Origin of the sequence: Candidatus Trichorickettsia mobilis, assembly GCF_034366785.1 — a bacterium.
Classification (GTDB): Bacteria; Pseudomonadota; Alphaproteobacteria; order Rickettsiales; family Rickettsiaceae; genus Trichorickettsia; species Trichorickettsia mobilis_A.
This window is the reverse complement of the sequence record NZ_CP112935.1, coordinates 36,550-49,272: the sequence shown is the minus strand read 5'-3', so window position 1 is coordinate 49,272 and position 12,723 is coordinate 36,550. Positions and strand designations below refer to the sequence as shown.

The window sequence follows — 12,723 nt, the reverse complement described above, 5'->3', positions numbered from 1 at the left end:
GGCATTATATTATGTAATCATGTAGTTAGCCGATATAATGGATATTAAGTTTTATTTTTAAAATAGCTAAGGTGGATATATTTTTAAGTATGAAAACATAGTTAAGTAATACTACTTCATATTACATAAGTATGAAATATGAAGTAGTATTATATATGTAGACACTTTTCTATACAATCCCTTACTATTGCACTAACAGACTTTAAGCTATTCTTTCTTCTTTTATTATCTCTTGCTATGTCTTCTAGTTTGAGTAATACGGATGCAGGTAAAGTAATTGTGGTTCGAGCCAATGTATCGTAAGTTTGACCATAAGGCTTATCAGCTAATTCATTGGCTAAATTTTCTATAGCTTTCTTATCTATAACAGTAGGTATACGTTTTTTTATTGTCATTTTTTAAGTACTTCATCAATTAATTCGAGAATTTCATTTTTTGCTAGTATGTTATTTGACTCTATTACCGATTTACCACAGGGCATTACATCTCTATAAATTTTTCTATAATACAAACAAGTGTCAAGTAAAATAAGAGAAGGAAAATCATGTAAATAATCTTCAAATTCTTTTCTTTCATTTGTTTTTACAGTCGGATTAGTGCTAGCTATAGTATGTAATATATAGGAAACAAGGTTGGGATTTAAGTCTTTCACTCTTGTTATTTGTTCATGTAATTCCTGTATTGTATCGAGGTCTAATTGGCTTGCTTGATGAGGGGCTAATAAAATGTCTGATACGCTAATACCAGTAATCATTTCTCTACTATTTCTTCCAGCGACATCTACTATTATGTAATCAAATTTTTTATTTAATTCCTCAATAGTGTTAGAAATATTGTCATACTTTTCTACCAATGTGATAGTCGGAAAAATTTGAGATTCTTGTCGATCTTGATACCATTTAGAAGAAGATCGTTGAAAATCTGCGTCAATTAAGCAAACATCCTTTTCTTTTGAGGCTAGAGCTACAGCTATATTAGTAGCGGTTGTAGTCTTGCCTGTCCCGCCTTTATTACTGCCGACCGTTATTATCATAACTCTACATATAATTTACTGATAGTAAATCATACTTCATAAATCTTATTTATGCAATAAGATTTATGAAGTATGATTTATGTAAATTATTTTATCTAGTATAGCTAAACCTATAAGTTACTTTAATTTTATCTTTACATCTTTAGTTTGTTTAAACTACAGAGACTATCAACATATTAGCGTATGAACAACACAACTGTTTTACAGTGGTTTGGCCGTACTAAATTTTATTTAAAGCATACTTATGAAATAATATTTATTTAAAAATACTTATGTAGTACGAAGTATGAATTTTATTATAAAGTAAAAATTAAATATGCGAAAAACCAGAGCTTTCCAATAGGGTGGGGTAAATGGAGAAAAAAAGGCAAAAAAAGAGCTATAAACATATACGGAAAATATGTCGCTTTGACGAGCTGAGCTGTACGAAAAATTTAGAGATTTTACGTACAGCTGAGTATGTATTAATGAAAAAAAGTAGTGTCTCCGGCTATTTCAACATGTTGATGGTTGTCATAATCGAAATTATAGAACTTGGTATCGTATACTCATATATAACAACCACCACCGTAAACATGCTCGAAGTGGACGTTTTCGTTGCTACCTATTACATTAACTACCATCTCTTCATTTTTTATTTCAGGGATATTTAATATATCTAAGTACGAAGACTCAATTAAAGAATTATTTTTTTCTATTAATTGCATAATGGAGTCAACTTTTTTAGAATTTTCATCTAATACCTGTACATAGTGATCTAAACCATTATAAGAATGTTCATCACCAAGGTTTTTTTGTATGATTGATTTATATTGAGTAAGTATATTCTTTAAGAATAATATAACCTTGTTATCACTATTGAGTAATTTATGAGGAAAGTGCCAGTCCTTAAAAGGTATATTTTGAGAAAAGTCTTTACTTCTATATATTCTAATGTTGCTAGTTATTGCTACGCTGTCTAAAGTAGCCACACAGTAACCACAGCAACCAGAGTCTTTGTCATAGATATCGCTGCTTGATAGACCTATAAAAATGTCGTATAAGAACAAACCATCTTTGGATATTTTAGAGAGTAAGTTTAATTCAACATGAGCATTTCTATATAAATCATCAGGTTTTACTTGCTCTACAAGCTTGTGTTCAATTTGTAATTGCTTAATATTATCTAGATCTTGTTTGGTAATAATATCAAATATTGAAATAGTATCTTTATCTATTAAGTAACCTAATAATACTTTATTGCAATAAGTATCATAGTATTTATGTAAAATAGAATTTATATTATTATCAAATACCTTTATTATTATAGCATAAATATTATTTTGAATTGAAATAGGTATAGTACCTTTAGGAGAGTATTCAAAATCATAATATTGATTATTTGTTAGTATCTGTGTTGTTCCTTTTTTATCATAATGGTAAATATCTTCTAATATTTTATACTTATCTTGGTCAGATAAAGAATCAATAAATAACTCCCATGTTTTCTGCTGTGCATGTTTTATATTGCTGCCATATTTGGGTATATGTACTAGGTTTTTATTAGCATAAAATAACTCACTCTTGTAATCACGACAAATGAAACTGACAAAATAATTATCATTGTCAATAAGAATAGAAAGTAGCTTTTTTATATTAGGCTTATCAAATTTATTAATCAGTTCATATGCGGTTTGGTTTATTGATACAACATCTATTTGCACTCCTTGAGATAATGAAACATAGAATTTATCTTGCACTAATGCAACAGCGTTGTATGGGTGTGAAGAAGTAAATAATTTAGCAAAAGAATCTAATAAAACTGTGTTATTATGAGATTTCAAGGTGGTAAATTTAAAATCTTGTTTTTTTATATTATTACCAAGCTGATATAATATTGCTCCAGGTCTTGTTTCTTTTAGCTCAGAAATTAATTCATAATTTTGTACCGCAAATAGCTCTTTATCTAGTTGGAGTTTTCTATTATCTTGAAGTAAATTAATGCTTTTATTTTTTATATCTGATAATTTTTGCTTCATTTATAGATTCTCCATAGGAACTATACCATTATCCAAACCAGATGTATCAAACATTGTTTTACCTAGAACTTCTACATGTTCCTCTAAGAAGAGTGGTTTTAGAAAATCTTGTATATATCCTTCATAATGTTCTCCTTTATAACCTAATAGGTAGTGCATATCTTTAAAATATTCCCCTGTAAGTGTAGTTTTTGGTATAGAATGAGTTTTAATAAATTGTTTTACTGTTGATTCTATTTCAGCATCTTTTTTCATAAATAAAAACGAAATAGGACTTCTATTAAACACATCAATATCGGTCAATAAACCGTCATGATAATGATTTTCAAGTATATATTTTACTGTATCTACATCACGTTGCTTTACACACTCTGATAATAAAAGAGTAAATACATCATTTTTTGAAAGATTTTCATCGTTTTCTTTTTCTGCTTCAATAAATAAGTTTATATATTTTTCAAAATCAACGGGATTACTGTTTTTGAATTTGTCATAAATTTCTTTATTAGACACAGTATATAAATGTTTGGTTTTCATATTCATTCTCCTTTGTTTTACTGATGTGGCTTATAAAATTTTATCCCTTTTATTATAAAAGTTAAATGCAATAAAATCAATCTGCTAATTTTTATTTGTTAATAAAATTTACAAAGAATAAAAAATTAAGTATACAGTAACAATTTACGCTTAAGGTAATTGGATAAAAATTTTTCTCAAAAACACAGGATTTTGATATTCCAAAACAAAATTGCATTTCCCAAGTATTTTATCCTAAAAAACTATCTCAAAACTACTGCCAATAGACTTTATAGAAAAAACCAAAGCATTTATGCTTTTGAAGCATGTTTTTATAAATTTATTTACATTATTTCCTAGTCAGTTATTAAATAATTTATCAAAATTAGGCAAACTATCAGACATTTGTTTGTGAACAAAACAATCTTCCATGTGATCATTTACCAAGCCGGTAGCTTGCATATGAGCATAAATAATTGTCGAACCGACAAAACTCATGCCATGTTTTTTTAGGTCTTTAGATAATAAATCGGACTCTAATGTACGGGAAGGTAAATCTTGTATTGTTTTGGGAAAATTACACTTAGGTTTACCGTCAACAAATTGCCATATATAATCGTTAAAACAGCCGAATTCTTTTTGAATAGTCAGAAATACTTGTGCATTCTTTCTAGCAGCAAATACTTTTAGCCTATTTCTGATAATTGCAGTATTAGTAAGTATGGATTCTAGCTCTTCATCGTTCATAAGAGCTACTTTATGGGGATCAAATTGTTTAAATACTTTGCGGTAACCCTCACGACGCTTGAGTATAGTGTACCAACTTAAGCCAGCTTGAGCTCCTTCAAGAATTAACATCTCAAAATGTTTATTATCATCATGCACTGCTACTCCCCATTCATGGTCATGATAATCTATATAATCTGGCTTATCTAAAGGTACCCAGCAGCAGCGTTTCTTGGGAACATTAATCGTGGATTCAAGTTTATCTAATGTTACAAAGGATGGAATTAATTTTTTTGGATTTTTCATTATTTGTTCTAGGAGAAGTTATGTCTCATTTTGAGATAGGTGAAGCACTTATAAGTTGTTTTATCTTATAAACTGTACCTCTAGATATTTCTAAATCTTTTGCAATCTGAGTAGGGCGCTTACCTTCTAATAAATGCTGCTTAATCTTATCTTGACTAATAGCAGGTGGTCGTCCTTTATAAATACCTTTATTCTTTGCGGCAGCAATACCGTCAGCTTGTCGTTCACGGCGCAAGTTAGTTTCAAACTCGGCAAATACCCCGAGCATATCGAAGAATGCTTTACCTGTTGCAGTGGAGGTATCAACCGGTTGCTCTATGGCAATCAGGTGAGCGCCTTTTGCTTTAAGCAGGTCAACTATAATTTGTAAATCTTTTAATGAACGTGCAAGACGATCTATACGTGTTACTACTAAGTATTCATCTTTATGGATAAAATCTAATATATTATTTAGCTCTTTTCGATCCGCTAAATTATTTCCGCTTTTTTGTTCGGTTCGGATAATTTCACAATTTTCCGCTTTAAGTGCGATAATTTGTGAATCCAAATTTTGCTCGCAGGTAGATGTGCGAGCGTAGCCGATTTTAGTCATAAAATGTATATTTTGGGTATGCTATTAATAAATTTTGTATATTAACGATAATTAGACCTAAAATAAACAATTATTTTGCGTGATTCTGTTCATTAAGTAACGTATTTTTTGGGTGTACTCATAATGATGTTAACGATTAATGAAAAGTACCTTTTTTGATCTTAGCTTGATCATATTATTACTGTACTATTTTAAGACAAGATTACTATGTTTTAATGAAAACTTTGTTTTAAATCAATTTCTTCTTCAAAATCTTTTTCTATTTCAGTCAGGATATCTAATTTTTGTTTATTGTCTTTACATAATTCTTTTAATGACAAGAAAGCATCATAGTCATGTGCCGATACATTCATGTAGAAACTTTTTACTATTTCTTAAAACAATGTAAGATCGACACTACAACCCCAATGGGAATGTTACTATTTACAATGTGTGCAGCATTTTCTGAGATGGAACGCGCACTTATTACCGAACGAGTTAAAGCAGGTCTCGATGCTGCCCATCGTAAAGGAAGAAAAGGCGGTAGGCCTAAAGCTCTTACAGCCGATAAACTAAAAAAATTAAAATCATTAACAAAATCTGAAGAATTTTCAGTTACTGAAATTTGCGAAATGGTAGAAATTAGTCGTTCTGTCTATTACCTAGCTGTTGCTGCGTTATAGCTCCCCTAAAATGTCCTTAATTATTTCTTGAACCCTTTCTTATTTTCCTTATCTTTGTTTATAAGTATAGATAACGGATCCTTCCCTTTTTTCACAGGTTTAAGCTCCATATTTGTAGATTTATTCCTACTAATCATATTTTTAACTTCTTTGATTTTTTCTTGATTAATTTTAGAAAATTTATCTATTACGCTTTGCTCTTGTACTATATATTTCTTGGTGGTTATAGATGGCTTATTTTCTTCAAGTTCTTCTAAAGTATTTTTGGGTTCACTAATTATAAATTTACCAATTTCTAACACTGATGTTTCTTGTTCTTTTTTCTCAAGTATCGTAATATTTTCATTTATTTTCTTTTGTACCACCTCATTCTTTATAAGGTCATTTCTAACATTTGTATTGTAGATATCCTTTATCTCAACTGGATAATCTAATTTTTGTAGAGAGTGATATACTCCTTCCATAAAAGGCTTAAATACTTGCGAACAAATTGTTTCACGTTCTACCGCACCTTCGGCTTTATCAATTTGTTCAAGTATTTTGTCATATTTTTCTCCACAATAATTATCTAAACATACCCTTATTTGTGCGCTATTAAAATGGTTTTTATTAAATTCTATTGCGTTTTCACATTCTTTTAAATTAATTATCTCTAATTGACTATTTCTTACTATATTGTTCCTATCTTTTTCTTCCCAAGAGTTACCTTGAACCTCATCTTTTAACCTTCTTTTCATTAACCTTGTGGACTTAGTTTGATACCCTTTATTAGCATATTGTCCTTCAATAATATCGTTTTTAATAGGATCAAATATTACTTCAGCGCACGTACCAGGATTACCTAGTAATTTCCATGAACTTTTGTTTATTTTGTCTTTAAACCCTTGTTGTTCTATTGTCGCTAGAACTACGTCAATATTAGAGTCTGAGATATTTTTTTGATTATTCTGATCACGACCTCCATATAAAGAAATACTCATATCTTTATTCTGTGAAAATGATTTCAATACTGTTCTTAGTGATTCAGGATTTGTAAATCGGTCTACATGGGCTAATGCGGCTAATTTTTTACCTTCCTGATCATAGCCATTAATCATTACAACAACGCATTGTTGTACATTATCAGTACCAACTTTTATCTTTTTATCAATATCTTCTTGGGTTATAAAACCTACTTCCCTTTGATCAACCCAATAAGCTTTAGCATCTGTTTTATTTTGGTGATCAAGTATATATACCTGATCATTTTTCTTTATATAATCTTCAAAATTTATACTACCTTTTGATATTAATTCACCAAATTTCCAAGAACCTTTATGAGGAGTGTATACCCCTAACGTTTCTAGTTTTTCAGTTAAATTATATGTTTTACTTTCAATTTCCCAAATATCTTTTTGTGTTTTATCTTTTTCTAAATTTTGTGGAGAATTTAGTAATTGTTTTAATTCATCTTCCTTATTACACGTTATAATAAAGTTGTTTAATTCATCTTTTGATAGTTTTTTCGACTCAATTGCTTTAGTAATAGCAGATTCAATACCTCTTCTATACTCAATTGTTACCGCATTTTTTCTTGCCTCGTCTATATCTATTCGCAAACTATTTATAAAATCTTTACTATTTTCTATAGAATTCTCTACAACCTGTGATTGCTTATATTTATTTTTCATGTATTTCTCTCTAAAATATATTTAGACAATACCATAATATTAATTATTGCGTATTGATTTATTCTAAAAACTAAATTATACTGACTCAATGGTAGGTAATCCTCTAGTTTAACTTTTGATCATTAAAGATACATAAAGAATTATGAAAAAAAAATTGATAAATGTAAATCAAGGGGAATGTGTAGTTATTACACAGGATAACCACAATGAAATGATACACGCTATCGGTTTGAATGGAGATATAGCATTTAAATTTTTGATAAAAGAACAGCATATAGCTGGATTAGCACGATCTATTAAAATTGAAGACGTAGAAAAACTTTTTGGTCGTTATAAGTTAGATCAACTACATACAAAAATTTCTATCGATATAGTAGGAGGAGATAGCTCAGAAGCGTCATATAAATATTTTGAAGATCTAATCTCGACTCTAGAAAGAATAGATGACAAGGGGAGTATTTTTGATATTACTTATAAAGTAAATGACGATATACATCCTAATTTTTGTCTACTAATAGGTGAGGAATTAAGTCACGATATAATGTAAAGTTTTTTAGTACATATAAACGGTTCTATAATAACAGTCTATTATAGATTATGCAACGTTTTAAAATAGACTGGATTTTGCCGGTCTATTTGAGGTATACTCAAAATAGGCTGTTAATGCGTTGAATGAGTGGTTTCAACCTGTAGCTTTAAACCAAGTGCTATAAGAAGTGAACCGATATTCTCAAAACTTGGATTACCTTTATCAGAAAGCATTCTATAAATATGCTGCCTGTTGATATGAACATGCTTAGAAAATTCAGTAACACCACCTTTAGCCTTTATAACTTCTTTTAAACTAGCTAAAAATAATTCTTTGTTATGGTCTTCAAAATATTGCTCTAACGCCGCATTTATATATTCTTTTACGTTTTCATCATCTTGGAATTGATCTCTTAAATAATTATCAAGATTTTGCATTTTGTACTCCACTTTTAAATTCTTCCAATAAATTTCTTGCTAATACTATATCTTTGTTTTGGCTATCCTTATTTCCTGCGCACAAAAGAATGATGACCTTATTACCGTGCTCAGTGAAATACACTCTATACCCATTTGCAAAAAAGAATCTTAGTTCAAAAAGTTTGTCACCTAAACTTTTATAATCACCATATGCACCGTACTCTAACCTAACCAATCTAAGGTTTATTCTAGACCTTGTTTTAACATCAAGTTTGTTTAGCCAGCTGGCAATATGATTTTTTTGATTATTACTAACAAAAAATTTTACTTCTTTTATTTTTTGCATCTTTCTATAGCTTACATTACATAATTTATTATCGTATATAAACGACAGCCATGCAACTACTTTGATTAATTGTTTTAGTTATATTCAAAATAAGATATCCACTAACCAAGAAAAATACTTAGATTAATTATTGACTTATGAAATCTGGGTTTTGCTTTTTAAATTCATCTATTTCGGCTTTAAGGTGATTTAAGGGCATTTACGCTGCTGCTTCATTTAGCATAGCACGCACTTTATAACTAAGAAGAAAATCAAAATATAACGAACCTTATTACCGAAGAAATATTACTGCTTGTTGTCATTTCTCAAAGTGGAATTCAGAAATTTTAGACAAAAATTCATTTGATTCGTCAATGACTCGATCGTTATCTAATTTAAGTAACCCCAGTTGCCAATTAATTGTGCATGGCTAATTCGTCTAACTGTAGTAAAGATGTGATAGAAGGCTTTTGTTCTAGTAACTGGTAGTTGATTAGACATGCTACCATATGACTAAACGCATTTGTAGGCGATCTATGTCTTGAATGCTCCAGTTTATCAAGAAGTTTTATCCTGCCAATAACAGTTTCGATTAGAGTTCTTTTGAGTAACATTAATTTATCCGTTATTGGCATCAATATGTTTTTCATCTTCTTCTTAATTCTAGTTACAAGATGAATCCCTTTATCCCATAAATCATCAAATAATTCTTTCGAGATATAACCACGATCACCGAAAACTTTGCCATGAATATCAGCAATCATCATTTTAAAATGTGCTCTATCATCTTTGTTACCGCTGCTGAAAGATGCTTTAACCAAACCACCTTCAGGATTGATAATTAAGTGCAACTTAAGTCCGTAAAACCAGCCTTTGGTAGTTTTGCTCCGCTGCGCAAGCCCTTTGAAAACTTTATGAGAATAAATCCGATAATTCTTACAAACCGCTATACTTGTAGAATCAACAAAAGAAATCCCCGTGCATTTATCAAATATACTATGCAGTAACATTACCAAGTGTGCAAGTTTTTATCATTGCTTTAAGGAGTTTGTTATGGTAGCACTACGTCATGAGCTAAGCGAACGAAGAGAGCGAAGCAATCCAGTAGCCCGTAGGGCTTTTATTAATAGTTGATGCTTTCTGGATTGCCTCAAAGCGCGATGCGCTCCTCGCAATGACAAAAACTTGCACACTGCGTATATCTAATAATGCCGGCTTCTCTCCTCTAGTTCTGAGAATTAAATTTTGACTTATTTCTTTAAAATATTTATCTACAAATATGTATGTCATTATGATAAAATCTTCTATGGGCATATTGATCCTGCTTTTTCGTTGCAAAATCATTAAATCAGATCAATTTGCCCATTACAATTATTTAATATCACCACCTAAAACTTGCACACTGCGTAACATTGTTAAAAATGGCAAACATTTACCTATTAATTTGGTAAAATGTTCGTAAGTAACTAGCTTAAAATCTCTATTATGATTTACCAAAATCATTTGTTTATAATAATTCTTAAAACAGTCAAATGAGGATTGATAAAAGCCTATCAAGATAGTCAAGACCTCACTTGTGGTTAGATAATTAATGATTCCTGGTTTAGATTTGCTACTATTAATTGCAGCTATATTTTGTTCAAAGTTTTTGATAAAATCATCGACAAAACAATATAATTTAGTAAAATCTTTTTTCATAGGTTATTTTATGTTAAGTTGATACACACAAAATAACCTATGTCCCCTTTAAAGTCTACTCTCTACTCCTCCAATTAATTGGCAACTGGGGTTAAGTAATAGCTCCGCAAATCTTAAAATATCAACGGGCGCTTACGCTTAAACCATTGACATTTTAAGATTGCTTCGCTTAGGTGCGACTCAGAAAGAAAGCCGAAGGCGGACTTTCTTTGGTTGCCGAGGCGATGATGCAATTAAACCCAATAATTACGAGGTGATAACGGTGATAACGGGAAACATAAATAAACAGACAACTGATAACAAGTTATATGATGCTAACAAAGCTAAATTTATTACTTTTGAAGGACTAGAAGGTTGCGGCAAATCGACCCAATGTAAAATGCTGTACGATTATCTTCAATCTAAAAATATCAAAGCAATACTAACCAGAGAAATTGGTGGAGTAGATAGTGCCGAAGCCATCAGAGACATTGTCGTTAATAAGGAGTTATTACCGATGTCTGAATTAATGCTGGTGATGGCGGCAAGGCACGAGCATATACAAAAGCTGATTTTGCCAAAGTTACAAGATAATTATTGGGTTATTTGTGACAGGTTTGTTGATTCTACTGCCTGCTACCAAGGTATTTACCCGGAAATAAGCGTAAATAAAATATACCTGCTACATCAAGAGCTAATGTTTAATCTGCTACCAGATATCACTTACTTTATCGATGTAAAGCCTGCAAAGGCCTTGTCTAGAGCCTTAAGTCGCAATGACAATAACAAATTTGAGGAAAAGAACCCAGAGTTTCATCAACAAGTTTATCAAGGATTTCAAACTATAGCCAGACAATTTTTACATCGTATAGTTAGGATTGATGCAAATGATCTAACTATGCAAGAAGTGCATAATAAAATATTAGAGCGCTTACATCTATGCTAATAGTTATTAACGCAGTTAAAAAGTACGGATAAAGTAGTGAATTAAAAAAATTAACCGAACATTTTAAACTAGGCAAATTTTGTTAAATAAGTTAACATGAAATTCAGTTCGAAATTTATTAGCATTTAATATGTCGCTTCAGCCTGAACAAATAAATTTAATTTCTTTTATCGATCAAAAAGTAAAAGATATTATATCCAGCGGCGGTAATGAAATATCGGTAATGATTTCTCTGTTAGATGAAATGCCGCGAGTTAAAACCATTATCGATTCCGTCAATAAAGAAGAACTCAATAAATATTGTGATTCTCATGACGGATTTTATCAATATATGAAGATATTAGAAAATACTGCCGGTGCTATTGCTAGCGGTAGTATAAAAGTTCCTAGATAATTTAGGATTTAAGCTCGTTGATTTTTTTAACAGGCAAACCTGTAGCTATAGATATAGTGTTAATATCTATGTTTTGTGATAAGAGGTTTTTAGCGATTTCTATAGCTTTTTTAGCTTCACCTTCAGCCTTACCTTCGGATTTTGCTTGTTTTAACATATATTCCTCGGCAGCTTTATTATCCATAACACGTTTAGTCTCTTGTTCGTAAGTAAGTAATTCTTCTTCCGTCCAGTTAAACCGATTTAATTCTTCGTAAGCTCGCTCTATAATGTTATCAGAACCTATTAGCTTGCGTAAATCTGCTTCACTAGTCTCACCTGCATGTTTAAAGAAATAACACCATTTTTCAATAATATTGGTAAGTAAGTCGATATTAGTAATCTTAAACTTAGGTAGTTCAATAAAAGTAAAAGAAAAATCTTTTAAATCATGGGCGTAAGATTCTTTATCAAGAATAATATGATCAGATTTATAGAATATTTTGTCTTTAAATATAATATTATCACTAATAGCAATAAAGATTACTGCCTTTAGATCAATATATCTGGCTCCTTCTTCTTTACCTTTATTCAACTGACGAGAGTAAGCTTTAGCCGCATAATACTGCGCTCTTTTTTCAAAACCTTCTTGTGGAGATACCTGCATCTCTATAATGAGTTGCACTCCATTTTCATCTTTACATAAAACATCTATCACGCTTTGTTTTTTAGCGGCAATTTCAGGCACGGTAATAGTAGGTAAAAACGTTATCTCTTTTATCTTGTCACCGTCTTTAAGTTCCAGTACGTCATTAATAAAATGAATAAGAATATCTTGATTTTTCTCGCTGCCGAATATACGGCGAAAGGCAACATCATTTTTAGGATCAAGAAATTTTGTAATAGCCATAATAATGCGATCGTTAAATAC

General features: G+C 30.5%; 15 protein-coding genes and 2 pseudogenes. 4 read left to right on the top strand and 13 right to left on the bottom strand.

Annotation, left to right across the window (positions count from 1 at the left end):
* Nucleotides 1–149: 149 nt before the first annotated feature.
* The 7 genes from Trichorick_RS07465 to Trichorick_RS07435 all read right to left on the bottom strand — a co-directional run bounded on the left by Trichorick_RS07465 (nt 150) and on the right by Trichorick_RS07435 (nt 5,544).
* Nucleotides 150–395, bottom strand: a complete 246-nt coding sequence (locus Trichorick_RS07465) for a hypothetical protein (RefSeq protein WP_323739046.1) — start codon at nt 393–395, stop codon at nt 150–152.
* Entirely contained in the window at nt 392–1,033 is a 642-nt protein-coding gene (locus tag Trichorick_RS07460) for an AAA family ATPase (RefSeq protein WP_323739045.1), read from the bottom strand. The genes Trichorick_RS07465 and Trichorick_RS07460 overlap by 4 nt, the downstream gene beginning before the upstream one ends.
* Nucleotides 1,034–1,581: 548 nt before the next feature.
* Complete coding sequence (locus Trichorick_RS07455) at nt 1,582–3,051, bottom strand: hypothetical protein (RefSeq protein ID WP_323739044.1); 1,470 nt, start codon at nt 3,049–3,051, stop codon at nt 1,582–1,584.
* Nucleotides 3,052–3,588 (bottom strand): hypothetical protein, encoded by a 537-nt coding sequence (locus tag Trichorick_RS07450; RefSeq protein WP_323739043.1) that lies wholly within the window; start codon nt 3,586–3,588, stop codon nt 3,052–3,054. It abuts the gene before it with no gap.
* Between the two features lie 339 nt (nt 3,589–3,927).
* Nucleotides 3,928–4,599 carry a DNA-3-methyladenine glycosylase I gene (locus tag Trichorick_RS07445; RefSeq protein ID WP_323739042.1) on the bottom strand — a complete coding sequence of 224 codons (672 nt, stop codon included), beginning with the start codon at nt 4,597–4,599 and terminating at the stop codon, nt 3,928–3,930.
* Nucleotides 4,600–4,624: 25 nt separating this feature from the next.
* Nucleotides 4,625–5,191, bottom strand: coding sequence for a recombinase family protein (locus Trichorick_RS07440; RefSeq protein ID WP_323739041.1), 567 nt, complete (start codon nt 5,189–5,191; stop codon nt 4,625–4,627).
* Between the two features lie 212 nt (nt 5,192–5,403).
* Nucleotides 5,404–5,544, bottom strand: coding sequence for a hypothetical protein (locus Trichorick_RS07435; RefSeq protein ID WP_323739040.1), 141 nt, complete (start codon nt 5,542–5,544; stop codon nt 5,404–5,406).
* Between Trichorick_RS07435 and Trichorick_RS07430 the strand changes: the two genes are divergently transcribed.
* Nucleotides 5,527–5,853 carry a recombinase family protein gene (locus Trichorick_RS07430; RefSeq protein WP_323739039.1) on the top strand — a complete coding sequence of 109 codons (327 nt, stop codon included), beginning with the start codon at nt 5,527–5,529 and terminating at the stop codon, nt 5,851–5,853. The two genes, Trichorick_RS07435 and Trichorick_RS07430, sit on opposite strands and share 18 nt — an antisense overlap.
* 20 nt (nt 5,854–5,873) lie before the next feature.
* On the opposite strand, the gene Trichorick_RS07425 is transcribed toward Trichorick_RS07430, so the two are convergent.
* On the bottom strand, nt 5,874–7,523 hold the full coding sequence (locus Trichorick_RS07425) for a hypothetical protein (RefSeq protein ID WP_323739038.1): 1,650 nt from the start codon (nt 7,521–7,523) through the stop codon (nt 5,874–5,876).
* A gap of 142 nt (nt 7,524–7,665) precedes the next feature.
* Between Trichorick_RS07425 and Trichorick_RS07420 the strand changes: the two genes are divergently transcribed.
* A complete protein-coding gene (locus tag Trichorick_RS07420) occupies nt 7,666–8,070 on the top strand; it encodes a hypothetical protein (RefSeq protein ID WP_323739037.1) in 405 nt (134 codons plus the stop codon).
* A gap of 113 nt (nt 8,071–8,183) precedes the next feature.
* Here Trichorick_RS07420 and Trichorick_RS07415 read toward each other — a convergent pair whose 3' ends face one another.
* The 4 genes and pseudogenes from Trichorick_RS07415 to Trichorick_RS07400 all read right to left on the bottom strand — a co-directional run.
* Nucleotides 8,184–8,489 (bottom strand): addiction module antidote protein, encoded by a 306-nt coding sequence (locus Trichorick_RS07415; protein ID WP_323739036.1) that lies wholly within the window; start codon nt 8,487–8,489, stop codon nt 8,184–8,186.
* Entirely contained in the window at nt 8,476–8,817 is a 342-nt protein-coding gene (locus tag Trichorick_RS07410) for a type II toxin-antitoxin system RelE/ParE family toxin (protein ID WP_323739035.1), read from the bottom strand. The genes Trichorick_RS07415 and Trichorick_RS07410 overlap by 14 nt, the downstream gene beginning before the upstream one ends.
* A 395-nt stretch (nt 8,818–9,212) precedes the next feature.
* Nucleotides 9,213–9,776, bottom strand: a pseudogene (locus tag Trichorick_RS07405) (IS982 family transposase); the annotation flags it as partial.
* A 427-nt stretch (nt 9,777–10,203) separates the two neighbouring features.
* Nucleotides 10,204–10,494 (bottom strand): annotated as a pseudogene (locus tag Trichorick_RS07400) (IS982 family transposase); the annotation flags it as partial.
* Nucleotides 10,495–10,771: 277 nt separating this feature from the next.
* On the opposite strand from Trichorick_RS07400, the gene tmk reads away from it, so the two are divergent.
* Together tmk and Trichorick_RS07390 are read left to right on the top strand one after the other, a co-directional pair.
* Entirely contained in the window at nt 10,772–11,419 is a 648-nt protein-coding gene (gene tmk, locus Trichorick_RS07395; protein ID WP_323739073.1) for a dTMP kinase, read from the top strand.
* Between the two features lie 130 nt (nt 11,420–11,549).
* The gene (locus tag Trichorick_RS07390) at nt 11,550–11,813 is read left to right on the top strand and encodes a hypothetical protein (protein WP_323739032.1); all 264 of its coding nucleotides are present in this window, start codon (nt 11,550–11,552) and stop codon (nt 11,811–11,813) included.
* A gap of 1 nt (nt 11,814) precedes the next feature.
* Here Trichorick_RS07390 and Trichorick_RS07385 read toward each other — a convergent pair whose 3' ends face one another.
* Nucleotides 11,815–12,702 carry an Rpn family recombination-promoting nuclease/putative transposase gene (locus Trichorick_RS07385; RefSeq protein WP_323739031.1) on the bottom strand — a complete coding sequence of 296 codons (888 nt, stop codon included), beginning with the start codon at nt 12,700–12,702 and terminating at the stop codon, nt 11,815–11,817.
* Between the last annotated feature and the right edge of the window lie 21 nt (nt 12,703–12,723).